Raw genomic sequence first — 23,738 nt, 5'->3', positions numbered from 1 at the left:
GGCGTCATAATGAACATGGACAAAAATAAGCTCACACCAATGAGTATTTGATTTGACGGTGACTGCTGAAGGCCAATGGCCTGACGTAAAATTGACAGCACCACGATAATGCGGGTAAAAGAGGTCATCATCATGATGAACGCTGGAATGAGACTCAGGGCTGTCATGATAAACAGCGCTTGCAAGGTCATGGTATAGTCTTGGGATCCATCTGGGTTTGTGGTTACCGTAACGGCGGAGATCCCTTGCTGAGCCCAAGTCGGCGCGCTAAACATCAGCCCCACAAACACAGTGATTAAAAAAGTAGCAAGCCTATTTGTCATCTTGCTTTCCTTCTTTCATGCCTGGATTCATGGTACTGGCCATGGCTTTAATCAGTTTTTGTTTAAAGTCACCACCTTGACCTTGTCCTTCATTGGGCGCGGCCAGGGGAACATCAAGTTTCGCTAAATGATTAATATTCTGTGCGGTAACGCCCACTAGGTGTTGTTCTTCCCCCACCTGAATGACCATGATCCGTTCTCGGGTTCCTGCCACCATGCTTGCCACCACCTTTAGTTGTCCGCTACCGGCATGAGTGACATTAAACCGGCGCATGAGCCACGCGAGGGAAAAAATAATGGCCACCACCAGCAAAAGTGATAGAAAAATTGACAGTACAGAGGTGGGGTTGGTAATTGAATTCGTACTTTGTGCTTGTACGGCGAAGCTAAATAACAGGGGCAGCAAAGCATAACCCCCTGTTTTAGAAAGCGTTTTAGCGAAGCTTTTTGATTCTCTCGATTTGACTAATAACATCCGTTAACCGAATACCGAATTTATCGTTGACCACTACTACTTCTCCATGAGCAATCAACGTGCCATTTACCAAAACATCCAATGGCTCACCGGCAACCCGATCCAACTCCACCACAGAACCCTGGTTTAATTGTAGCAGGTTCCGGATGCTTATCTGGCTACGCCCCACTTCCATGGAAATGGTTACCGGAATATCTAAAATGGTATCCAGCTTCTTCTTTTCTTCCTGGGTTATGGGCGCATCATCGGTTAATTCATCAAGTTCGGCTACCTGCACATCATCGCCGTTCTCAGACTTATTCTCTTCTGCATCAGCCTGTTCCGCCATTGCTTCTGCCCAGTCGTCCATTCCGTCATTTTCACTCATGACATTGCCTCTGTGTTACGGTTCTTTTAATTACAGATCTTCTTCAAGAACTTGCAGCTCAGCATCGTTATCAATAACGCGCCCGCCGCGGGTTAATAATTGTAATTCCGACTTCACCGACGTAGGACGCGGAATTTTATCGGAAATTTTCAGTGCCAGATTTTCCCGTGAACGACCGAGTTTTGCCCGGAAGGTGGGTAACTCCTCCACCAGTACGGTGATATGTTCCGGCATTTCCACTGGGATAATATCTCCCGGCTTAAATTCCATCACATCCCGTAGTAGCACATCCACATCAAGCATATGGGTGCTTATATTCACTTTTACATCAAGAATTTCATCCCGTAACGCCTTGCTCCAGCGTAAATCGGTATCTTCTTTATCACTTTGTACGCCAGCATCTAACAGTTCACGAATGGGTTCGAGCATGGAATAGGGTAAAGACACATGAAAGTCTCCCCCACCGCCATCAAGCTCAATATGAAATGAACTGATCACCACCACTTCCGTGGGGCTAACAATATTGGCCATCGCCGGGTTCACTTCCGAATCAAGGTATTCAAAAGACACATCCATCACCGGCGCCCATGCTTCTTTGTAATCTTCAAAGATGATTTTAAGTAGCATCTGAATAATACGGCGTTCGGTGGGGGTAAATTCCCGGCCTTCAATCTTGGCGTGGTAGCGTCCGTCGCCGCCAAAAAAGTTATCAACTAAGATAAACACCAATCGCGCTTCCATGGTGATAAGTCCCGTGCCTTTTAACGGACGAAAACGCACCATATTTAAACTGGTCGGTACAAACAGCGTATGAATGTACTCGCCAAATTTAATCATTTGGATACCGTTAATAGACACTTCCGCTGAGCGGCGCATCATATTAAACAAGCTAACCCTGAGATGCCGGGCAAACCGTTCATTGACGATCTCCAAGGTTGGCATACGCCCACGAACGATTCGATCCTGAGATGAAAAGTCGTACTCAAGGGCAGACGCATCCGATGGCGCATCGACGATCTCTTCTTCTTCTACATCGTCAACGCCATGCAAAAGTGCATCAATTTCATCTTGTGATAATAAATCGCTCACCGTTTCACCCCGTTATTGCATGACAAAGCCGGTAAAAAGCACTTGCTCTACCACGTCTTTCCCCGTGTATTTTCTCATTGCTTCCTGCACTTCTTCTAGTGCCTTTTCCCTAAGTTCTATTTTGCCGGCTTCGGTAACCAGATCATCGGCGTTACTGCTACTAAATACTCGTAGCAAAGCGCCCTGAATAAGCGGAATATTCACCTTCGCCGTTTCTTCGTTGTCTGTGCCTCTTACCAGTAACTGGATCTTAATTTGTACTGTTCGTTCCCGACCACCGCCGGGAATATGAAAAGTGATAGGTTGCGGGATAGCCACATATAACGCACTGCCCATCTGAGCATCCCCACCCTCTTCCATCACATCTTCACTTCCCGCTGCACCAGCGGCATCACCGGATTCAGTCCGCTGCTGGGCAACAGGATCATCGCCTGCAAATAAGAAGAAATACGCGGCGCCACCTCCTGCGATCACTACCAGCACAATAATGATGATAATCATCATTTTGCCTTTTTTGCCGCCAGCATCTTCAATTTGCAACTCTTCGTCAGCCATGTATCTATACCCTAAAAAACCATTGTGCGCGTATTATGTGAGATTATACCCATATAGCAATAGCCGTTGGGTATGTCATTTTCCATTTAAGCATAGTCGTCTATGCCTCCTTGCGCCTGTCTCGTTAGAGGTTGTTCAATAATGGTGGTTTCTTCACCCATTTCACCCGCCAAATGAGAAGAACCCTCGCCGGATTGACCACCTTCACCGTCTGAATTACTGCCTTGTTGTTGCTGCTGACTAACAAAGGACTCCCCTAAAGATATGCCCTGCTCTGCTAACATGTCTCTTAGGCGAGGCTCAGCATTCATTAACATATCCTTGGCCTGGGGTGACTGTACAACAAAACTCACCGACGCACTGTCACCAGACACGTTCACCCGCACTTGCATGCTGCCTAACTCGGGCGGATCAAGGCGAATTTCAGCCATGCTATTGCGGGCATTCACCATCCAGCGCACTTTTTCTGCCAGTTGCTGCTGACCGTCTGGCTGCTGGATATTCACCGATTTATCGTTATTCCCCGCCTCTTGATGCTGGGCTCGCTCAGCTTTGAGCTGCTGCAAATCCACCACGCCAGGATCGGTACTTTGTGCCCCATGAATAGGCGATGGCCCGGCCATAGAAGATTGCAACGTTTGTAAAGCGGCACTGGCAACAAGGTTTAAATGACGCACTTCGTTGGCCACCAACGCACTTACGTCATTATTCGGCTCGGCCGTTATTTGACTTAATGCATCAGCAATTTGTGCTTCCAGTGTTTCAGTGGGAATTTCGCCACCCGCAAGCTGCTTTTGATAATCCGCCACAATGTCTGACACATTTTGTTTAAATGCCGTGGTTTGCTTATCGGAAAGGGCACCATGGAGCGCGCCAATAATATTATCAGCTAACGCATCGGATACTCGGCTCTGAGTGTTAGGATCACCCTGACCCAGCAGTTGCATGAGAGCCCCACTTTCCCCCAAAACGCCATCTCCCTCTGATTGGCTATCTTGCTGGGAAGCGGCTTGTTGCTCAGTATCTTTGCCTTCTTTTCCACCGCCGTCCCCTAATTGAGCTTTAATCAAATCGATTAACAAGGCGCCATCATCGGCGAGGGTTAGCAAGCTCCCATCAGCTTCGCCTTCACTGGCGTCAACTTTGCGTTTATCCTCACCGTTGGCCTTGGCTAATGCCCCCATCAAGGACGCCGCTAAAATCTGAATTTCCTGTTCCCGATCCCCACTCACGGCCTGGGGCTCCTCATTACCTTGTTCGCTATTTAGCCATTCAGCTATGGCCTCATTGAGAGACTCAGCTAAAGCAGAGATATCACCGGAAAGCTCATCGGTGGCTTTGTCTTGGGAGGCTCCACCTTTCCCGTCTTTGGCTAATGCCTTAAGACTGTCGATTAAGGCAGCAAAGTCTTCACTGTGGGGATCATGTAAAAGGTCGCCATTTTCAGGAATGGTGGGAATATCACCATCGACAAACGGCCTATCACCGTCAGTGATATTTTCGGTCACGTTGCCTTTACTGGTATATTGCTCATCACCATGAAGCTGTCGGATAGCATCAACAAAGGTCACATAATCGGTGGTTTCGTTATCCGGTTGCACATCATCATCAGAGGGTAATGTCACATCACCTTTTGCCGCCAAAGCCTCGTTATTGTCCTGAGACGACGCGGGATCATCCCCTTTTTCGATGACCACATTGTCATCATTTCGCCCGCGGGCTTCTTTTTCTACCGTCGGTACACCCTGGTCTGTGTTTCTTTCTTCAAGGGCACGCCCATGATTCTCTTTTTGTTTGACCTGCTTATAGCCGTCATCTTGTGTCACACTATCGAAGGCATCGGCAAAGCCACTGTCGGTGTGGTTATCCGGTGCTTTTGCCTTGTCGTCCGCCTCAACGGGAAGCACGGCAATATTTGAACCTTGTGTGGCAAGTTGTTGCATCATACCCATAAACCTCTTTCCACTTTTTATAACAAAAGTGTCAAAAAACAGTGTAAAGCGTAATTTTTAATGTCTCTGGTAAGACAATCAGCAATTCTTGTTCCATATGTCACATATAGCGCAAAAGAGGGGCGAAAAAAGGGGTACTATGAGGGGAAGCGCTGTCGGAAATATTTTTGGGCAGCAAATTCATCCATCATTTGCTGCTCTTGGCGCTGGCTGCGTTTTTGTGCTTCATCGACTTTCTTTTGGATCAACATTTCCACCGCCTTGCGCCGTTTTTGTTGTTCCAACCATGCCCGTTTGCGCTGCTCTGCGGCTAACGATGTTTGGGAAATGACATTCATCTGCTGTTGGCAGGCCTTTTCCAGTTTACCAACAAAGTTAAGGTGCTGATGGTACACCTTGGCGCCTACGCCTCCCTTACCGTTTGTCTGTATTTGTTTAAGGTAATCCAACCGGTATTGCTGCAGGCTGCTTAATTTTTGACGTTGCTGAGCCACTTGTTGCTGGGCTAAACGAAATTGTTGGGCGGCATTTTGTTCTTTTTCCCGCTCAAATTTGGCCACGAGTTCGAGTTGTTTCATCACCTTCAACCTTTCCCTAAGCCGCCAGCAAGGGCATTCATGCCTTGAAGACTCTCATCGTAATTTAATATCTGCGTCATACCTTGTTGTAAAAAGGCATTGATTGCCGGCTCAGCACGAATGGACAAATCGATACGGGGATCCGATCCTTTGGCATAAGCACCGATGGCAATGAGATCTCGATTTTGCTGATAAGTAGAATACACCTGTCGAATGCGTCGGGCTTGTTGCAGGTGTTCATCACTGGTGACCATTGGCATCACCCGACTTATGGATGCTTCTATATCGATAGCCGGATAGTGACCGCTTTCCGCCAACCGGCGGGATAACACCACATGACCATCTAGAATGGCCCGTGCCGCATCGGCAATGGGATCTTGTAAGTCATCCCCTTCTGTCAGTACGGTATAAAATGCCGTGATGGAGCCTTGGCGTTCGTTGCCGTTTCCAGCCCGTTCAACCAAAGCGGGTAAGCGAGCAAAAACCGAAGGTGGATAGCCTTTGGTCGCAGGCGGCTCACCCACGGCAAGGGCGATTTCCCGCTGCGCCATGGCATACCGTGTTAATGAATCAATAAGTAATAAGACATTCATGCCGAGATCACGAAAATACTCGGCAATGGTCACTGCGGTTTCGCACCCTTTAAGGCGCATTAACGGCGAGGTATCAGCCGGCGCTGCCACCACCACGGCCCGTTTTCGTTCTTCTTCAGTCAGGATATCGTGAATAAATTCCTTTACCTCTCTGCCCCGCTCGCCCACCAGCCCAACAACCACAACATCGGCCTGACATCCTCGGGTCATCATGCCCAACAGCACGGATTTACCCACCCCGGAACCGGCAAATAAACCCATGCGCTGACCCACGCCCACAGTATTTAACGCATTAATGGCACGCACGCCGACATCCATAGGCTCACTGATAGGTTTACGTGTAAGGGGGTTCATAGGTGGCTTTATGGTGGAAACCCGGGTATCGGTTTTAATCGGCCCGCGGCCATCTAAAGGATGTCCATTGCCGTCGACTACCCGACCAAGCAGTTCCACTCCTACGGCAAGGCCGTTGTCGCGATTTAACGGTAATACTCTTGAGCCTGGCACGATCCCCCGCACCGCTTCGGTGGGCATCAAATAGGTGATATTTTCTGCAAACCCCACCACTTCTGCCTCGATTTCACCTTCAACGGTTTGCACAAGACATTGACTCCCCACAGGCAACTGGCAACCCACGGCCTCCAAGGTTAAACCTATACCACGGACCAGTTTCCCCGCCGCTACCACCGGCGGATTAGGAATGGCATCCTGCAATTGGGAAAAGTAATCTCCCCAAGGACTAGTCATCGTTTAGACCTTGCTGTAATAAGAATTTATCGAGTACCTCACGACAACGCCGCTCAATGGAAACGTCCACCGCATTTTGTTCGGTAGTAATGTCGCAGCCGCCCCGAGCCATGGTGGGCATTGCGACAAAATGCCAGCCCTTATCGGCTACATGTTCTTCACCAAAATGGGCCACCACTAACGCAATATCGTCCGGATGCATGGTAATTTGATAGTTGGTTTCATTCACGGGCAAGGCTTTTAGCCCTTCGGCTAAGGCTTGTAATATGCAGTCTTCACTGGTGGTCACTTCGGTGCGAATAACGGCTCGGGATAAGGCCACGGCCAGTTTAACTAATTGGATACGCGTCTGTTCATTCACTTGCGCTAAAGGGGTGCTGATATTATCCGCCAGTGCCGACCAACTTTGCGCGAGTTCATCGATCTGAGCTTGTCCTGCGGCCAGTCCTTCTTGTTTACCGGTTTCCAGCCCTTCTTCATAACCGCGTTTTTGGCCTTCTTCAAAGCCTTCGGCCTTACCTTCATCAAAACCCGTCTGCTTGCCTTCATTATGCCCTTCATCAAAAGCCGATTGTCGAATGGCTTCAATCTCTTGAGCTGTGGGCGGTTGAATGGTTTCTTCTTCCACCTCAGGTGGCTCGTATTTCCAGTCACTACGCTTATTTAGGGCATTGGTTCGCAATAATTCTTCACTGGATTTCTCTTCCGTTAAAAAGGGCAAATCCCACGACGTTGCTGTGGTTAAATCGTCATCGGAAGAAGGAGGATTACTCATATTTGTTTACTCTATGATTATGCTACAGGAACTCTTCGCCACCGCCGCCACCAAGCATAATTTCACCGGAATCAGCCAAACGTCGAGCCACAGACAAGATTTCCTTCTGCGCGGTTTCCACTTCGGATAGTCGCACCGGTCCGAGTGCTTCTAAATCGTCAATGAGCATTTCAGCAGCACGTTTGGACATGTTCTTCGTGATCTTATCTTTAAGATCGTCATCGGCCCCTTTAATGGCTTTAAGCAATGAATCTTGCTGCACTTCACGAAGGATGGCCTGAATGCCTCTATCATCCACATCCACCAGGTTATCAAAGACAAACATGAGATCCTGGATTTGCTGACTCATTTCTTCGTCTTGTTCTCGTATGGCATCCATCAACTGCCCTTCGATAGAGGTATCCAGGTAATTCATAATATCCGCAGCGGATTTCAGGCCGCCCATTTTCGCCGCTTGGGTACCTGCTTGACCAGCAAATTGTTTTTCCATAATTTCGTTAAGCTCCTGCAATGCCGCCGGTTGCACTTCTTCAAGGTTGGCAATACGCATTAACAGATCCAAGCGTACCTTCTCAGGGAATTGCGCCAAAATTTCGGCACTTTGTTCTGGCTCTAAATACGACAGCACAATGGTTTGAATTTGCGGGTGTTCGTTGCGAATAATGCTGGCCACCTGCTTAGAATCCATCCATTTAAGGGAATCTAAACCTTTCGCACCACTGCCCATCAGAATTTGATCGATAAGGTTAGCGGCTTTGTCTTCACCTAAGGCGGCGGTGAGTGCCCGCTTAACAAAGTCCTGACTCTGGAAGCCTATGGTGCTGTAATTTTGAATCTCATCAATAAAATGCTTATGCACAGAGGTGATCTTAGGCTGAGTCATGTCATCAACCTTAGCCATTTCAGCCCCAAGTTTTTGCACTTGCTTGGGTTCAAGGTGCTTTAATATTTGTGCGGCATCTTCTTCGGACAAACTCAACAGTAAGATTGCGGCTTTCTCAACCCCTTCTAACTTACTGATATCATAAGTGAGTTCGTTGCCAGTTTCGGCTAATTCATCAGCCATCATCACGCCCCTTAATCATCTTGCATCAACCAGCCCTTAACAACCTGGGCAGACAGTTCGGGCTCATTGGCCACCAATGCCCGCACCGCTTTAAGAACATCTTCGTCTTTATGTAAGTCGGGCAGCATCAATGAACCATCTGGCGCAAATCCAACCTGAGTTTCATCAAAGTCTTGCGACAGCATACTGATGGTATCATCACCCAAATCCAACCCTTCATCGGCATCGAACTCTTCAGTCTCTTTAATCTCTTCAGGATTAATAAGACGACGCAACATCGGTCTGATAACAAACACAATGAGCACGATGATAATCAAGCCGCCCACCACTAACTTGAGTATAGGCAATATTTCGGGTCGTTCCCAAAAAGGAATTTCTTCAACATCAGCGGTATCCAGACGGGTAAAGGGTACGCTCACCACTTCCAAAGAATCCCCTCTAGCCACATCAAAGCCAATACCACCTTGCAACAAACGGCGTATGTTGATCAATTGTTCTTGGGATTTCGGCGTTGAGGTCACGGTGCCGTCTTCTGCCACCACACGATCATGATCCACGGCAACAGAAACACTTAATCGCCGAATAACCCCCGTTTGCTTTTTGGTATGACTGATGGTGGTGTCCAGTTCATAATTTTTTTGTACTTCCCGGTTGTTTTGTCCCGGCACCACAGGGTTATTCCCCCCCGTTCCAATGGCATTTTCCGGTATGGATGCGTCGAGTGGCGGTTGATTGCTCAATGCGCCAGGAATACCACCGGCAACAGAACCCACTGTGCTAGATTCCACAGACATTTCACTGCGCACCGCGGGCAAGTCGGGATTATAGGTGCGCTGGGTTTGTTCCACCGCGGTAAAGTCCATGGAAACATCGGCTTGAGCCGTGTAATTGCCCATGCCTAAAACAGGAATGAGTATGGCATCAATTTTATCTAAATATTCTTGCTCGCGTTGACGCTCGATTTCATATTCTTTTCTGGCTCTTGCACTAATGGAATCTTGGGAGCCTGAATTTAGCAAGCGGCCGTTGCTGTCGGTTACGGTCACCTTGGAAGGTTCCATTCCCTGCACCGCAGAGGCAACAATATCCACCACTGCATCCACTTCTTCGCCACTGATAACCTTGCCCCGCTTAGCGGTAAGTACCACGGTGGCGCTGGCTTTTTTCTCCCGACGCGCAAACACGTTTTCTTTTGGCATGGCCAGAAGTACCCGGGCTTTTTGCACGCTGGATAACTCTTCAATGGTCGCCGAGATCTGTTGTTCTCTGGCGTGTTTTAAGCGTTCGGTTTCAACTCGCTGAGATACACCAAACCCCATATCCTGCATAATGATATCGGCACCAACATCATCAGAGCGAACCAACCCCTGGCGCGTTAAGCCTAAGCGAATAGATTGAAATTCATCGGCCCGTACGTAAATCGTATTGCCTTCCAAACGATATTCAGTCTGACTGGAATCAAGGTAATCGAGGGTTTCAATGAGTTCTTCGGTTTCCAGTTTCGCTAACGGGCGAAAATCGGGCTCTTGGGCCCAAAGTAGGATGAACACTGCGATAGCAACGCAAATAACCAGCACAACCACAAGGGCCATCTGACGCATAACATCAGCGCTACCCAGGGTATCCATGAATCCAGATTTGTTTTCGGCCTCATTGGCAACAACATCATCGTTGTTCCCTGAAACCGTAAGATTAGTGCTTGTTGCTTCCGCCATTTCCTATTACTCCACTAAACCGGCATATTCATGATAGTTTTATAGGCTTCCAACACTTTATTGCGAACCTGTACCGTGGCTTCAAAGGCAATCCCGGCTTTTTCTTTGGTCAGCATGACTTCAGCAAGGCTAAGGGACTTATCCCCCATTTCAAACCGCTGCTGCATGTCTTTTGATTCTAGCTGCATACTGTTTACGCCTTCTACCGCCTGTTTCAGCATGGCAGAAAAGTCACTTGCAGAGGAATTCTTAACGTCCAGAGACTGTTCTGGTGCTTCGGTAGGCTGCAGACGCGTCTGCCCGATCATGGCTTGCATTTCCTGATACAAACTATTGGCTTTGACGTCCATACCTTTCTCCTGATTTATCTTCATTGTCAGATTCTTGTCTGACTTATGTGCGTTATTCACTCTACAGCAAGGGTAGTGCCAACTTTTATAAAGCTTTAATTTCAATAAGTTAGGATGTATGCCAAATTAATGACGGCACATTGCTTTTGACAAAAAAATGCCACGACAGGAAATCGTGGCATAAGGGGAAGAACAAACAAGGAAAGAAGATAGACTTACAACCGCCCATTAGGCTGGCACATCGATACCCTCTTCCCGCATTCTGGCCAATTTATAACGCAAGGTGCGGGGGCTGATCCCCAGCTTTTCCGCCACATCCTTACGTTTACCATTGCACAATTGCAGGGTATCCAAAATAATTTGATGCTCTTGATGACGTAATTCCGAGCCTAACTTACTGTCATCTTCAGGAACCACTTCATTATTCATTTGATGGCTGGCCAGTGTGGCAGCCATATCGATCATCAGATCCGAAGAATCAATCACATCGCCATCACATAAAATAAGCGCCCGCTGGATCACATTTTCCAGCTCTCTTACGTTACCAGGCCAGTCATACTGGACAAGTTTATTGCGCGCCGCGGCCGACAGCTTGATCCCATTTTGCTGTTGTTTGCCATGGCGGCTAATAAGGTGCTGGGCCAATGGCACTATATCGCCGGGACGTTGACTTAACGGCATCCATACAATAGGAAAAACATTTAATCGGTAATACAAATCTTCACGAAAATCTCCCGCTTCCACAGCCTGGCGTAGATCCCGGTTACTGGTGGCAATCACCCGCACATCAAGGGCAATCGTTTTTCTGCCGCCAAGGCGCTCCACTTCTTTTTCCTGCAATACCCGTAATAGCTTGGCTTGCAATGCCAAATCCATTTCCGTGATTTCATCGAGCAAAATGGTGCCACCCTGGGCCTGCTCGAACTTACCGGGACAAGCCTGAACCGCACCGGTGAATGCCCCTTTCTCATAACCAAATAAGGTAGCTTCCAGCATGTTTTCCGGTATGGCGGCACAGTTAATGGCAACAAAGGCTTCTTTTGCCCTATCAGACTGATCATGAATATAGCGAGATAACACTTCTTTACCCGATCCGCTTGGACCTAAAACCATAACCGTGGCTTCGGTACCGGCAACCTTGCGAGATAATTCAAGCAATTTGAGGCTACTGGGATCTGCCACAATGGGCGTACGAGACTCCACCTTCTGTGCCGGCGCGTATCGGCTCACTAGATTAAGGAGTACTTCCGGCGCAAAGGGCTTGGATAAATAATCTGTCGCCCCCTCGCGCATGGCCTGCACCGCATCATCAATGGTTGCATAGGCCGTCATTAACAATACCGGCAGTTGAGGATAGCGGTTCTTAATGTTTTTCAACAAAGTCAGCCCATTCATTTCCCCCATCTGGATATCGCTGACCACCAAATCTACTTTAGTACCAGACAACTGGATCAGTGCATCCTCGGCACTTTCTGCCCCAACGACGCGATAGTCGGCTAATAAGAGCGTATCTTTAAGCGCTTCTCGCAGTCCTGCATCGTCTTCAACGATGAGTATGGTAGAATGAGTCATACTTGCTCTCCTGTTACATCAGGGTGTAAATGTGAATTTGTGTGACTTGTGATAGGCAGAGAAAGTGTAAAACACGCTCCTCTCCCCTCTAAATTAGTAACGCCCAACTGGCCTTTGTGGGCATGTACCACTGATTTCACCACCGCCAGGCCCAACCCAGTACCATGGGTTTTGGTCGTAAAGAAGGGTTCAAAGATTTTTTGCTGAATGGCTGCGGAGATCCCCGGCCCATCATCAATGACGGATAGCGCCATATTACTGCCCGCCTGAACCACGTTAACTTCAATCACGCTGTCTTTATCACTCACCTGTGATGCATTGTGAATGAGGTTTAAAATTGCGCCTTGTAATGCTGTCATATTGCCAGTAATGGTATAAGGAGCATCAAAACCATTAAGAAGTAGTGCCTGGGAGGCGTTTTGCAACATACTCTGCGCCGTAGGTTCGATGGCCATTCGCAGTTGTTCCATTGTGATGGTAGATACCACCTGGTCTTCCCCTGACTTTGCAAATAACAGCATGTCATTAACCTGGCTTTCTAGTTCTTTAAGCCTGTTAGATAACTTTTGTGCAAAGCTTAAGGTTGCCGTTTCACCAAGTCGCTTTTGCTGGAGGTTCGCCGCGTAGAGCATGGCAGCCGATAGGGGGGTACGAATTTGATGGGCGAGGGACGCCACCATTTTGCCTAATGCAGATAAACGCTGCATATGACTTACTCTGGCTTGCAATTCCCGGGTTTCGGTCAAATCGGTCAGCACGATAAGCTGTCCGGGTTCATTGTTAAGGGGCGTAATCGATAACTTTACCCGCCGCCCATCAATGAGAGAAACTTCATGTCCGTCATCGGCCCGAGGCTTAAAAGAACGGGCGATAATGGTACGCCACAACTCATCCTCAAGGGGTTCGCCAAGTAGCTCCCGCGCTTGCTCGTTGGCTTGACGTACAATACCTTTGCCATCAATAACGATAACGCCAGCGGGCATGACTTGTAGCAGATGGGATAAGCGACTGGCCTGCTTTTTTAACGATTCCACGTCATCTTCGCCGCTCGCAAGTGTCGGCGTGTCAGCAGAACCGTAATACGGTGTAAACGGTACAGAAGTGGAATGCCGTTCGGCATTCGCGCCGTGGCTGTCATAGTTCATATTAACCCTCGTCAAAAAGCAGACGTTACGTCTTATGAAGGTTAATGCACGACCTATGCCAAATTTATTTTAGTTAAAAAACAGGAGGTTATGTAACTTATTAAGGATTACTGAGCAGTCAATTATCTGACGATACAGACTCTTCACGTTGAATATCGTATTTACGCATTTTTTCAACTAATGTGGTTCTGCGCATACCCAGTTTATCCGCCGCACGCGCAACAACCCATTCCTGCTGTTCGAGCGCTTGAATAATGAGGTTGATCTCAAGTTGTGACAAATACTCTTTAAGGTTGACCCCTTCAGCAGGTAGCTGGGAGTCATTTTTATCGTCTCTACTTTGAATAGCAGGAGACGAAACCGCGGAGGAATTCGCCTCTTCTGATGCCGCAGATTCAGCAAACAAGGCATTAAAAGCATCCCGCTCTAATAATTCTTCAGGATAATCCGGCTCATACACCTGCACATCACCGTACTGATATTTAGGAGGAAGATCCTGAATATCCACAATTTGGTCCGGATAGAGAATGCTTAACCGTTCAACGAGATTGGATAACTCCCGTACGTTCCCGGCCCAATCGTGCTCCATCAAAGACGAGATTGCCATTTCAGTAAAACGTACCACAGCTACACCATCGCCTTGAATACGACTGATTAATTCCTGCAATAACAAGGGAATATCTTCCCGTCGGTCGCGTAAGGCTGGACTATCAATGGGGAATACATTGAGTCGGTAATATAAATCCTCACGGAACTTATCATTACGGATCATGGTTTCTAAATCGCGGTGGGTAGCGGCAATAATACGGACATTTGCCCGAATTAGAGTATGACCGCCGACCCGTTCAAAGGTACGTTCCTGCAAAACCCGTAACAACTTAACCTGCATCTGCAAAGGCATATCGCCAATTTCATCAAGGAAAAGCGTGCCGCCTTCTGCCAGTTCAAAGCGTCCTTTACGGGCACTAATGGCACCGGTAAACGCCCCTTTCTCATGTCCGAAAAGTTCACTTTCCAACAATTCACCAGGAATAGCACCGCAATTAACTGGAATAAATGGGCCGTCTTTACGGGAGGACATAAAATGCACATTTCGCGCAATGACTTCTTTGCCGGTACCGGATTCACCCAGAATAAGCACGGTGGCATCGGTGGGCGCCACCTGTTCAACCAATTGACGCACGGTTTGGATCTGCGGGCTACGTCCCACGAGACTGCGGAAAAGACGGGTTTTCAAACCAGTGGATTTTATGTTGCCAGGTCGACGACGAGAATACTCCTGACAACGATGAATAGCTTGGGTAAGTACTGGATAGGTAACGGGTAACGTGGCCGTACTCACTAAATTGCAGTTTGGCGCTATCATGCCATCTTTGGGCTGAATGGCCACAAAGGGGATGTGTGGGAACTCGGCGATCAGGTCAATGGCTTGTTGCGCACTCTCATAATCAACAAGCACAGCTTCTACGCTGTGTGTATTCAAATAATTGCGGCTATCTGCAAAACCTTGCCCATAACAAGTCTCACCCATAAATGTGATGACGGTTTCCAGTTTTTGAATGAGTTTGCCGTTGTCACTAACGAGCAGAATTTCCTTCATCGATTCCTCGAGAACGCATTATTATTATTTACAGTCTAGCGCATCTGCATGATTGTAGCGGTAAAAGATCACTAAACAGCTGTAGATTTTTGAAATTCACAAAAAAAGCAGGCTAACCCGCTTTTAATGATTACCCATCTATTGTTACGTACTTTAACTGAGAAGTGCAAGCACTTGACCTTGTTGCTGATTTGCTTGAGATTGCATACTGATTGCTGCTTGACCAAGTACATCGTTGCTGACTTGCTGGCTAACCGCCTGAGCATAGTCGAGATCCTGAATTCGACCACGAGCCGCTGTGGTATTCACATCACTGGTGGTGAGATTACGGGCTGTACTGGCGAGCTGGTTTTGGGTTGCACCGAGGTCGGCTTGGGCAGCCCCCACCGTTTCTAGCGCTGCATCAGCTGCGTCTAACGCAGAATCAACATCTCCGGACGTAATATCAATATTTAATAAATCAGTCAGACTTCCGCCCACATCGGATGTATTCACACCTACCTTTTGATCCGGATTCGCACCTATCTGAAAACTGATTTCGCCATCGCTGTTGAGTAATGGTTTACCTGCAAAGTTGGTATGCTCAATGGTTTGACTGATATTGTCCTGCAACTGAGTAATTTCAGACTGGATGGCCTGACGATCGGCATCATTTAACACGCCGTTGCCGGCTTGCAAGGTAAGTTCCCGGATACGGGATACATCATCGTTAATGCCTGATAATCCACCCTCTGCGACTTGCGCCAAAGAAATCCCATCATAGGCATTACTAACGGCTTGCCGATTACCTTCTACCTGAGAGGTAAGACGATCAATGATCTGTTGTGCCGCCGCGCCATCAGCTGCGCTGTTGACCTCTTTACCTGACGCGAGTTTCTCCAGCAGGCTGGATTGTTTCTCCTGAACCTGTTGTAAAAACGTCGAGTTCGACGAAGCGTCACTGTTAAAATTAATCATAAGATCCTCCTTTACTCCTTAGAGCATAGCACAGGCTTAAAGAACTCACAGTCCTAATGCACATACTTAAAGACTGATTATTAAACACCTTTGCAAACAGAATTCACCAACGGTGAATCGTTGTGCAAATTACACCAAACAAGTGCATATTTTTATTGAATAATAACATCACATATCCAGGTAAATAATCAAATGGTGTTCGTGACCTTGCCCTATGATGCACTTCGACATACCATCTAGTTTTTGCATGATTAAATTTCTCATCAATGATTATAAACGATATAAGAATTCACTTGCATACCGACGAGACAACGCAACAAGCGATTGAAGCGGAAAGTGCCGAGCAACTTCTCAGAACTTATAGAAGAAGTCTTAGATCATTGAAGGTAAATACACCAAATATTGCCCATATGGTGGAAAATGCAAAAAGCAGCAACATTTCCGTTTTCTGCAATAAACATCGTGAATTTAACATTGTTGATTTTGGTACTGGGCAAGCTTTTTACGGTTTAGCGCCCCATCAGGAAGTGAAAAATCACCTTGATAGCTGGGCTAAAAACGCCAATAAAAGCTATGTACTAAGTCACCACTCTCTTTCGGCAGATACTCATTTCTTACAAGCTCAACCCATCAATCCCGGAGACCGTATAGACACTTTAGTGTGTCTAGGGCTTGGTGGTGGCATGCATCTAGAACATTTACTTAGTACCTATTCAATTCGTCATCTCATTGTTTATGAACCTGAAATACAATATTTCAAAGCCTCTGCAATGATGTGTGATTGGCAGCAAATATTTGCCATCGCAAAAGAAAAAAATACAATATTGTTTTTTATGCCCCAAAACAGTGGCGAAACCTTAGTTGACGATTTAAAAGAACTACGGGAGCACACGGGAAGCGATAACTTCCATCTCTACAAACACTATAACCAGCCCATATTCGACGCGATTTATGCATCCCTTGATGCGAACAACTGGGACACACTCTCATCAAATGGGCTCAACATCGAAAAGTATATCGATACTGAGACCTTTAAACCTGTGTGGTCAAAATATTTTTACTGCCAACAAAGCCAATTATTATTGACGCCTGAAGACCCACTATTTGTAAAAAATCTATCGGCCTTCAAGACGTATTTTCCTGATATCTATAGTGAGTTTCATACCTATACACCTTCATACTGGTTTCCTGTGCGGGACGTCAATGGCGATGTAAACCTTTTAGACAAAAACAACAAGAGCCTGTTTTTAGGTGCCCCCCGAAAAGAAGGGGAAATAAACAAAGATAACTTTACCCAATACCCCAATAAAGACGGCCTGATAATGGGCTACACCGGTGGAAAACTGAATGGCTATCTTCATTATCAATATGTGTCAGAAACAGAAGCCTTATTGGAGAAATTACACGAAACCAAAGGCACCTTACCCAGCGAAATAAAATCATTGATTATTTTTGGTTTGGGCGCCGGCTACCAATTACAAGCATTACTGGAAACCCACAGTATTGATAAACTGTTTATATGTGAGCCCAATAGAGATTTCTTTTACGCTTCCCTATTTGCTATCGATTGGCAAGACATTTTTGACGATGTAGAGACCAATGAAAAAAGGCTCTATATCAATATAGGTGACGATGGCACTAATTTATCCCGCGACCTCACGCAACAATTTTACGCCATCGGCCCCTACAATATAGCAGACACCTACTTTTATCAGAGTTATTACAATCCGACTCTGTCTCATGCCATCGCAAACATGAGAGAACATCTGCAATTAATGATCAGTATGGGGGAGTATTTCGACCATGCCCGTTTTGGTATTTCCCATACCAAAGAAATGATCGAAAGAGGCGCCCCCATTCTGGTTAACAAAAAAAATAGAGCGATGAATAAGAGCATCGCCGACGTTCCCGTATTTATCATCGGTAACGGTCCCTCTCTTGATGCCAGTATTGCTGCCCTAAAAGAATGGAAAGATACGGCTATCGTCATATCTTGTGGTACCGCGTTAATGCCGTTGGAAAGGGCCGGTATAACACCCGATTTTCATGCGGAAATTGAACAAAACAGATCAACATTTGACTGGTGTTCTCGTGTAGGCGCTTTTAACTACCTAAAAAATATAACATTGATTTCTTGCAACGGTATTCATCCTGATACATCAGATTTGTTCAAGAATTGTCTTATCGCCTTTAAAGATGGCGAATCCTCAACGGTATCCACACTAGAAGTACTTGGAAGAGAAAACTACAGTGAACTTGAATTTGCTTTTCCTACCGTTGCAAACCTGGTGACAAATTTGGTTTGCGAGCTTGGCTTTGCACAAATTTATTTATTTGGTATTGATTTAGGCTTTGTGGATGATACCTACCATCACAGTAAAGACTCCGGCTATTACGATGAGAATGGCAATGAATTATATGATTACAGAGAAGCCAATAATACCGCTATAAAAACCGTTGGTAATTTTAGAAAGCATGTATTTACAAAGTATGAATTTAAAATATCCCGCTCCATTTTAGAACAGGTTTTTGCAAGGTATCCTACTTCTGTTTGCTACAATACGAGCGACGGAGCACGCATAAAAGGCGCATCACCGTTAGATCCAGAGCTAATTTTAACAACCTCCACGGCACAAGATAAACAGCATTCAATGCATTTTATCCATACCGTTGCGTTTAAGCCTGCCGATGATTTTTCAAATTTTGCAAAACGCTATGCTCAGCGTTTCCAATTAGATTCCTTTAAAGAAGAAGCGGAAAAGCTCCTTGATATTATCGAAAATAGTGAAGCCACAAAGGAGGCGGTAAGCGAACTCATACACACCCAAAGAAAATTTATCTTTGACTCTTATTCCAGAGGGAAATCCCTTTTATTTTACTTATTTCATGGGTCAATTAACTATACCAACGCATTTCTGAGCAAGGTTTTGGCTTCTGATGACGCTGAAACCTTAATGCCCGAAGCCCTGTCATTCTGGAAAAAATGGTCAAGAATTTTAGTTGATGACTACTTAGAAGCCCCTGAAGCCTTTGATTTGATTTCATCATTTAGACACTTACGGGTAGATAGTTACTGCAAGAAATATGCGTTGAAGAGGAACTGTGAATTCTTCGTACCTGATTCTATTAATCATTTCGAGTTAGCTTATAAAGATTATTTTACAGACAACACCCTGGATACAAAAGTTGCAACTAAAGAGCTTGTCTTTTTTAATCATAACTGGAACGAATCGCAAATAAAAACAGGTTTGACTTTGATAGAGGAAAGTAGGTGTCATATTTTGTTTATTGGAACGTGCAATTGGCTTCATTTGCAAGAATGGAGAAGCTTGCTCAACGAGAAAAGGGAAAATACTAGCTATTACTACTATCCCTCCACTCATGATGACACCCTTAAAAATGAGAATCTCATTTTAAGCGGCGATTTGCCTTTCTTCACTCCCATTTATCATGCTAGACAAATGTCTTTAATGCGTAAACACATTGATCGTGACTGTTTATTTATTCAAAAGCTACGTTTCATAACGCCCCCATCTACCCAAGCATTAGAAGAATTGAAAAACCAACTAGCTTATTTTACCAAGGTTACTGTTTTTATAGATTTTGGGAATTACCTCGCTATATCACTACAGCCTAAGGTATATAAAGAAATAGCAGTGGATCTAAAGGGAGATCGTGGGATCATAAGAAATCGGCATGTCACCCTAGATGATTTATATTTCTTAATTGATGAAAATGCATACCTTAAACAAAAGCAATGGCTAGCTGCTCATCAGTAAATAGTGAACCTAGCAGGACCACAAATTTGCATCAAAATCAGGACATAAGGTTAATAAATGCTCGGCAGAGTGTTTTAATTCTGTTATCGCAACAGAGGGAAACTTCATCTCAGAAACCAAATTGGTCTTAGCAGCATTCACTCGAATGTTCGCATCACATAATTTATGCCTAGCAATACCCAAAAAATCAGTAGTCTTATTATACTGAGCCTGGGTATTTCTAGCATTTTCTTCGTATTGTAGACACAAAATATTTGAGCCATATTCTTCTTTTAACTCAGCTAAAATAGCTGGGTATCGCACAATCTGTGAAAATATAGAGGGTATAGCGTCATAATTGAGATACATAAATTTTGATTCCTCATCCTGTCTTATCATTCTACTAGCTCGTTTTCTTAGCAATTGATTAATCCATGAATAAAAAGCATCTATAGGATTCCGAAATATAATTAGAAAACGTGTATCAGGGAAATGATTGGTTATTCGTTTTAAAGCAAATGGATGGGAAAAGTAGAGCGGGGACCACTCGCCTTTTAGTATCGAAGAGTCAGCAGAATAAAAACCTTTTCTATAGCGTTCTAGAAACTCATCAGTTTCTTCGTCTGGCCAAGCATGACTATAAAAACAGGTTTCCTTAACTCCGAAATTATTCTCTGCAATCTGAGGGTGCTGCAATAACAGATTATACCACCACGACGTTCCCGCTTTAGGCGTGCCTAAACCAATAAAAGAGGGAGAAGCCCCCTGTTTAGCAGACAAATCCAAAGGTCTTAGCATTTGGGGAGAATAACTCATCAATTACCCTTCACTAGTACAACAACAAAAATAAATGCAACAACAAGCTCAATTTACTTGCAGTAAAATCATTCGTATAATTCAATTTTCTCTAAGTGTTATTCACTTAAAGTAGAATAAACTCAAAGAGTTTATGCCAAACTGCTTTCATAAGCTCGCGTCGATCCCCTTACTTATCAAAACTCCTCAAAGGTGAAAATATGATGTTCACTCACACCCTCGTTCAATAGTTTCTCTTTAATTTCCGTGCGATGGCCTAAACTGGCCACAATGACAAAATAATTATTTGATGTCATTGTACTAACCTGGTGATCACCAACCGACGTGCCTGGTTTGGCAAAGCTGTCAAAAAAACAAGCCACCTCTAGATCATTTTCAGTCAGAAAATTGGCGAGATATTCACCAAAATCACACGCACCATAAATCGCTATTGCCATTCCTTGTTGTCTTTTTTTACGGGCCATCGCCAACAATTCTGGATACTTGGTGGAGGTTTTTCTGGCTAATGCCTGTGAACCAAAGCCAAGAAAACGTCGATTATCAAAAGGAAAAGGCTTCAGTTCATTTATGGTCTCATCAACAAGGGAGTGCTTGTTCGTATAACCATAACACCCAATGTAGTCACTAAGATGCTCACAGATCCAATTGGCTTCTCGCTTCGTGATGACTGACTGCTTAAATGCAACGGTATTTGACGCACCTAATGACAGTGATTGAACAAAGGACGCATTGGATTCTGACACATAAGAAATGGCGTTAAGATCCGTTTCTCCGTTAACCATATTGGCGTCAAAGTTCACCGGCAAACGGTCCATAACAGCGCGAATTTGGGTCGTTGGATCTTCAATAAAATGTTCAAATTGTATTATTGGATAACCACTTTTTTGGAAGGCTTTCCAATCTTCCAAGAACCTCAAAAACCGAATAGCAAGAGGAGGATCTTCAGCAGTCAGACCGTTTAATCCATACCATTTTTTTTTAAGCGAGACCCACACATCAAAGGGATTTCTGACAATCATCAATGGGTAAGCTTTATAACCATACATAGCATACACGCTAGCCACTTCCTGCCAGCGATACGCAATGGTGGTCATTTTTACCCATGTCACAGGCGTTGTGACCTGTGACAGATTTACCTCAATCCGATCAGACGCCATATCCAATATGCCATCCAAGTCCGGATGCTTTAAAAATGCCGCCGAGACCAAGGTTGTTCCACCACTTTGCATTCCAGTGGCCAGAATCATTGGTTTCATATTATGCAACCGCCTTAAACTGTTGTTCGCTTACAAGGTCACGTTAACCCTAGCCTTGCTACTAGCCTCTTTCCCAATATTTTCGGTGTGCAGCAAAGGTATTGTGTTCAATGTCATGCTCACGTGTTGCCACCTGCCAAAACCTTTCATCCCAATCTGAACCATAATTATCAACAAAATAGTTAGCAGCGAACTGTTTAGCGTTGGCTATATACTGCTCACGGGGAATGGTCTTTGTTGCTTTATTTCCGTAGGTGGTGCCACCAAGATGTTTATAAGTTAGGAAATCGTAATACGCCAAGAACCAACCATCTGAATACAATTTGTAACTGTATTCATGTATCGCCCCCCAGCAATACTTAAATGTGTGATTTAAAAAGCCGTGTGTCTGAACCACCTCACCGCGGATAAACAACATGAGATAATCTGAAGTTGTGACGGGTCTTAAACCGATATTTTGCGGAATGGCACCGGGATATAATGCCTCCTTTTCCGTTGGCGATAACATGGCAAGATTCGGATTGTCTTCCATCACATCAATCATTTCCTGAATGAAATCCGTTTTCTCTTCCACAAAAACATCGTTCATACAGAAAAGATAATAGTCATAGGTCTTTTGCATATTTAAATAATTCAGACCCACGTTGTGACCAAAGCACTTTCCTTTGAAGTCGTTGTCAGTGTAATAGATGGTATCAAAGTCTGTGAGATTGGCATGCTCAGTGCCGCATTCCACCACAAGAATATCTTTATTGGGGAAACTGTCATCTTCAAAATGGCGGACACTACGTGTCACCAAATCTTTTCTGTTGCGTGAGACTATGATGATAGCAACGCTGGGTTTATTGCTCATTTTTCCACTCTCGATGTATGACTTCAACTTCATTTCCTGCATCGCGCAAACGAGATGCCACATTTTCAACAATAATAGCAGAGCGGTGTCTACCGGCGTTGCATCCAAGTGCCACTCTAGCATCATCATCGAGTGTCACGATCACTTTTAACATGGGGATTAGCACTGATATAAATTCATTCACCGATGGTTGGCTTAACACATAATCCACCATCTGGGCATCGGGCTTATCAAACAAATTCCACCGACTCTCACGGGCAGGGTTTTTTGCAAAACTAACGTCGAAATAATAGTTCGAGTTTGGAATGCCATACTTAAACCCAAAACTGATTAATGTAATTTTTTGCATAGGGTCTTCGAACCTTTATTCACTGAATACTTATAATTTTGGCCAACATGACAACCTAAAACGTCAGGATTTGCATGTGTATATTCGTATTATCGACAGATACCAACAATAACTTTACTTTTGTTGTCTCACGCCAACCATAGGAACGCGTGTCCTAGATGTTATGTCATAGTATTTTTATATCCGAACGGCGTGTTTTTATGAAGGATTCAATATCCTTTTTACTTCCTTTCGATGCAATAATAACCAAGTCGATATTGGCATCAGAAATCTTATCTGGACTGCATACCCTAATCCCCTCTATCGCGGGCAATTGCCGCCAGGCACGATCGACAACAAATGCCGGTTTTATATCGGCAGCCAGAAGTATTCTTACCCACCTTTCCCCCAATTCACCGGCACCGTAAATAATAAATTTACCGTTATACTTTGCCCCGTTTAAAAGCACGTTTTTAAGCTCATCGTCTGGCATGGTGCGCTCTTTTAGCTTAAGGTGAAACCAGGGGTTTACGACAAATTTCGTTGGCCTAGCTTGCTCTGTATAGTGATAGTGGCTGTTGTGTTTAACTAATGAAGAAAGCGCAAAGGTCAGCGGGTCTTCTTCCAACAACCCTTTAAGCCGACGAATTTCTTCCTCTCTCAGATTTAACGGCCTGTCCTTTAGGGCACGGGCAAAAAATTCACATATTGGCGCAAAACACTGCCTAAGCGCTCTTGGTGTGGTTTTTAAAATGAGCGGCAAAGCGACAAGAAAGCTGACAAGTTGTTCCTGTGTGCCTATGCGTCCGTTATTTATCGCAACACGTGCATTGTATAACCAAACAAGGGAACGGGTTCTATTCATATT

Annotated in this window: 21 protein-coding genes and 1 pseudogene; 1 reads left to right on the top strand and 21 read right to left on the bottom strand. The window is 45.2% G+C overall.

The window, feature by feature from the left end; translation table 11 throughout:
• The 16 genes and pseudogenes from V5298_RS13490 to V5298_RS13415 all read right to left on the bottom strand — a co-directional run.
• A pseudogene (locus V5298_RS13490) lies at positions 1-323 on the bottom strand (flagellar biosynthetic protein FliP); the annotation flags it as partial.
• A complete protein-coding gene (gene fliO / locus V5298_RS13485) occupies positions 313-729 on the bottom strand; it encodes a flagellar biosynthetic protein FliO (RefSeq protein WP_332931969.1) in 417 nt (138 codons plus the stop codon). The gene fliO and the pseudogene V5298_RS13490, both read right to left, overlap by 11 nt.
• A gap of 28 nt (positions 730-757) precedes the next feature.
• Entirely contained in the window at positions 758-1,165 is a 408-nt protein-coding gene (gene fliN / locus V5298_RS13480) for a flagellar motor switch protein FliN (protein WP_332931968.1), read from the bottom strand.
• A 30-nt stretch (positions 1,166-1,195) separates the two neighbouring features.
• A complete protein-coding gene (gene fliM, locus V5298_RS13475) occupies positions 1,196-2,254 on the bottom strand; it encodes a flagellar motor switch protein FliM (RefSeq protein ID WP_332931967.1) in 1,059 nt (352 codons plus the stop codon).
• A gap of 12 nt (positions 2,255-2,266) precedes the next feature.
• Positions 2,267-2,809, bottom strand: a complete 543-nt coding sequence (fliL, locus tag V5298_RS13470) for a flagellar basal body-associated protein FliL (RefSeq protein ID WP_332931966.1) — start codon at positions 2,807-2,809, stop codon at positions 2,267-2,269.
• Between the two features lie 86 nt (positions 2,810-2,895).
• Positions 2,896-4,755, bottom strand: a complete 1,860-nt coding sequence (locus tag V5298_RS13465; RefSeq protein WP_332931965.1) for a flagellar hook-length control protein FliK — start codon at positions 4,753-4,755, stop codon at positions 2,896-2,898.
• Positions 4,756-4,898: 143 nt separating this feature from the next.
• The gene (gene fliJ / locus V5298_RS13460) at positions 4,899-5,339 is read right to left on the bottom strand and encodes a flagellar export protein FliJ (RefSeq protein ID WP_332931964.1); all 441 of its coding nucleotides are present in this window, start codon (positions 5,337-5,339) and stop codon (positions 4,899-4,901) included.
• Between the two features lie 5 nt (positions 5,340-5,344).
• The gene (gene fliI, locus V5298_RS13455) at positions 5,345-6,679 is read right to left on the bottom strand and encodes a flagellar protein export ATPase FliI (RefSeq protein WP_332931963.1); all 1,335 of its coding nucleotides are present in this window, start codon (positions 6,677-6,679) and stop codon (positions 5,345-5,347) included.
• Positions 6,672-7,454 carry a flagellar assembly protein FliH gene (fliH, locus tag V5298_RS13450; protein ID WP_332931962.1) on the bottom strand — a complete coding sequence of 261 codons (783 nt, stop codon included), beginning with the start codon at positions 7,452-7,454 and terminating at the stop codon, positions 6,672-6,674. The genes fliI and fliH overlap by 8 nt, the downstream gene beginning before the upstream one ends.
• Positions 7,455-7,476: 22 nt before the next feature.
• Positions 7,477-8,520 (bottom strand): flagellar motor switch protein FliG, encoded by a 1,044-nt coding sequence (gene fliG / locus V5298_RS13445; RefSeq protein ID WP_332931971.1) that lies wholly within the window; start codon positions 8,518-8,520, stop codon positions 7,477-7,479.
• 11 nt (positions 8,521-8,531) lie between these two features.
• Positions 8,532-10,235 (bottom strand): flagellar basal-body MS-ring/collar protein FliF, encoded by a 1,704-nt coding sequence (gene fliF / locus V5298_RS13440; RefSeq protein ID WP_332931961.1) that lies wholly within the window; start codon positions 10,233-10,235, stop codon positions 8,532-8,534.
• A 14-nt stretch (positions 10,236-10,249) separates the two neighbouring features.
• On the bottom strand, positions 10,250-10,585 hold the full coding sequence (gene fliE / locus V5298_RS13435; protein ID WP_332931970.1) for a flagellar hook-basal body complex protein FliE: 336 nt from the start codon (positions 10,583-10,585) through the stop codon (positions 10,250-10,252).
• A gap of 228 nt (positions 10,586-10,813) precedes the next feature.
• On the bottom strand, positions 10,814-12,157 hold the full coding sequence (locus tag V5298_RS13430) for a sigma-54 dependent transcriptional regulator (RefSeq protein WP_332931960.1): 1,344 nt from the start codon (positions 12,155-12,157) through the stop codon (positions 10,814-10,816).
• Entirely contained in the window at positions 12,154-13,302 is a 1,149-nt protein-coding gene (locus tag V5298_RS13425; RefSeq protein ID WP_332931959.1) for a sensor histidine kinase, read from the bottom strand. Before V5298_RS13425 ends, V5298_RS13430 begins: the two co-directional genes overlap by 4 nt.
• Positions 13,303-13,420: 118 nt before the next feature.
• Positions 13,421-14,902 (bottom strand): sigma-54-dependent Fis family transcriptional regulator, encoded by a 1,482-nt coding sequence (locus tag V5298_RS13420; protein WP_332931958.1) that lies wholly within the window; start codon positions 14,900-14,902, stop codon positions 13,421-13,423.
• Positions 14,903-15,055: 153 nt separating this feature from the next.
• Positions 15,056-15,859 (bottom strand): flagellin, encoded by an 804-nt coding sequence (locus V5298_RS13415; RefSeq protein ID WP_332931957.1) that lies wholly within the window; start codon positions 15,857-15,859, stop codon positions 15,056-15,058.
• A gap of 266 nt (positions 15,860-16,125) precedes the next feature.
• On the opposite strand from V5298_RS13415, the gene V5298_RS13410 reads away from it, so the two are divergent.
• On the top strand, positions 16,126-19,638 hold the full coding sequence (locus V5298_RS13410; protein WP_332931956.1) for a 6-hydroxymethylpterin diphosphokinase MptE-like protein: 3,513 nt from the start codon (positions 16,126-16,128) through the stop codon (positions 19,636-19,638).
• Between the two features lie 9 nt (positions 19,639-19,647).
• On the opposite strand, the gene V5298_RS13405 is transcribed toward V5298_RS13410, so the two are convergent.
• The 5 genes from V5298_RS13405 to V5298_RS13385 form a co-directional block, all read right to left on the bottom strand.
• Positions 19,648-20,433, bottom strand: a complete 786-nt coding sequence (locus tag V5298_RS13405; RefSeq protein WP_332931955.1) for a sulfotransferase — start codon at positions 20,431-20,433, stop codon at positions 19,648-19,650.
• A gap of 176 nt (positions 20,434-20,609) precedes the next feature.
• Positions 20,610-21,689, bottom strand: coding sequence for a hypothetical protein (locus V5298_RS13400; protein WP_332931954.1), 1,080 nt, complete (start codon positions 21,687-21,689; stop codon positions 20,610-20,612).
• A gap of 61 nt (positions 21,690-21,750) precedes the next feature.
• Positions 21,751-22,542 carry a hypothetical protein gene (locus tag V5298_RS13395; protein WP_332931953.1) on the bottom strand — a complete coding sequence of 264 codons (792 nt, stop codon included), beginning with the start codon at positions 22,540-22,542 and terminating at the stop codon, positions 21,751-21,753.
• On the bottom strand, positions 22,532-22,891 hold the full coding sequence (locus V5298_RS13390; protein ID WP_332931952.1) for a RapZ C-terminal domain-containing protein: 360 nt from the start codon (positions 22,889-22,891) through the stop codon (positions 22,532-22,534). The genes V5298_RS13395 and V5298_RS13390 overlap by 11 nt, the downstream gene beginning before the upstream one ends.
• 166 nt (positions 22,892-23,057) lie before the next feature.
• A partial coding sequence (locus V5298_RS13385; protein WP_332931951.1) for a hypothetical protein occupies positions 23,058-23,738 on the bottom strand: 681 nt, incomplete at its 5' end.

This window comes from Alteromonas sp. 14N.309.X.WAT.G.H12 (genome assembly GCF_036697315.1).
Taxonomy (GTDB): domain Bacteria; phylum Pseudomonadota; class Gammaproteobacteria; order Enterobacterales; family Alteromonadaceae; genus Alteromonas.
Note: the sequence above shows the minus strand (reverse complement) of the source record. Positions and strands in the feature narration are given on the sequence as shown.

Excerpts from the sequence above, each read along its gene's own strand:
- fliG (WP_332931971.1), bottom strand. The coding sequence starts at position 8,520 with ATGGCTGATGAATTAGCCGAAACTGGCAACGAACTCACTTATGATATC.
- fliJ (WP_332931964.1), bottom strand. The coding sequence starts at position 5,339 with ATGAAACAACTCGAACTCGTGGCCAAATTTGAGCGGGAAAAAGAACAA.
- V5298_RS13425 (WP_332931959.1), bottom strand. The coding sequence starts at position 13,302 with ATGAACTATGACAGCCACGGCGCGAATGCCGAACGGCATTCCACTTCT.
- V5298_RS13395 (WP_332931953.1), bottom strand. The coding sequence starts at position 22,542 with ATGAGCAATAAACCCAGCGTTGCTATCATCATAGTCTCACGCAACAGA.
- fliI (WP_332931963.1), bottom strand. The coding sequence starts at position 6,679 with ATGACTAGTCCTTGGGGAGATTACTTTTCCCAATTGCAGGATGCCATT.
- V5298_RS13400 (WP_332931954.1), bottom strand. The coding sequence starts at position 21,689 with ATGAAACCAATGATTCTGGCCACTGGAATGCAAAGTGGTGGAACAACC.
- V5298_RS13430 (WP_332931960.1), bottom strand. The coding sequence starts at position 12,157 with ATGACTCATTCTACCATACTCATCGTTGAAGACGATGCAGGACTGCGA.
- V5298_RS13415 (WP_332931957.1), bottom strand. The coding sequence starts at position 15,859 with ATGATTAATTTTAACAGTGACGCTTCGTCGAACTCGACGTTTTTACAA.
- V5298_RS13410 (WP_332931956.1), top strand. The coding sequence starts at position 16,126 with ATGATTATAAACGATATAAGAATTCACTTGCATACCGACGAGACAACG.
- fliF (WP_332931961.1), bottom strand. The coding sequence starts at position 10,235 with ATGGCGGAAGCAACAAGCACTAATCTTACGGTTTCAGGGAACAACGAT.
- V5298_RS13390 (WP_332931952.1), bottom strand. The coding sequence starts at position 22,891 with ATGCAAAAAATTACATTAATCAGTTTTGGGTTTAAGTATGGCATTCCA.
- V5298_RS13420 (WP_332931958.1), bottom strand. The coding sequence starts at position 14,902 with ATGAAGGAAATTCTGCTCGTTAGTGACAACGGCAAACTCATTCAAAAA.
- fliL (WP_332931966.1), bottom strand. The coding sequence starts at position 2,809 with ATGGCTGACGAAGAGTTGCAAATTGAAGATGCTGGCGGCAAAAAAGGC.
- fliE (WP_332931970.1), bottom strand. The coding sequence starts at position 10,585 with ATGGACGTCAAAGCCAATAGTTTGTATCAGGAAATGCAAGCCATGATC.
- fliN (WP_332931968.1), bottom strand. The coding sequence starts at position 1,165 with ATGAGTGAAAATGACGGAATGGACGACTGGGCAGAAGCAATGGCGGAA.
- fliH (WP_332931962.1), bottom strand. The coding sequence starts at position 7,454 with ATGAGTAATCCTCCTTCTTCCGATGACGATTTAACCACAGCAACGTCG.
- V5298_RS13405 (WP_332931955.1), bottom strand. The coding sequence starts at position 20,433 with ATGAGTTATTCTCCCCAAATGCTAAGACCTTTGGATTTGTCTGCTAAA.
- V5298_RS13465 (WP_332931965.1), bottom strand. The coding sequence starts at position 4,755 with ATGATGCAACAACTTGCCACACAAGGTTCAAATATTGCCGTGCTTCCC.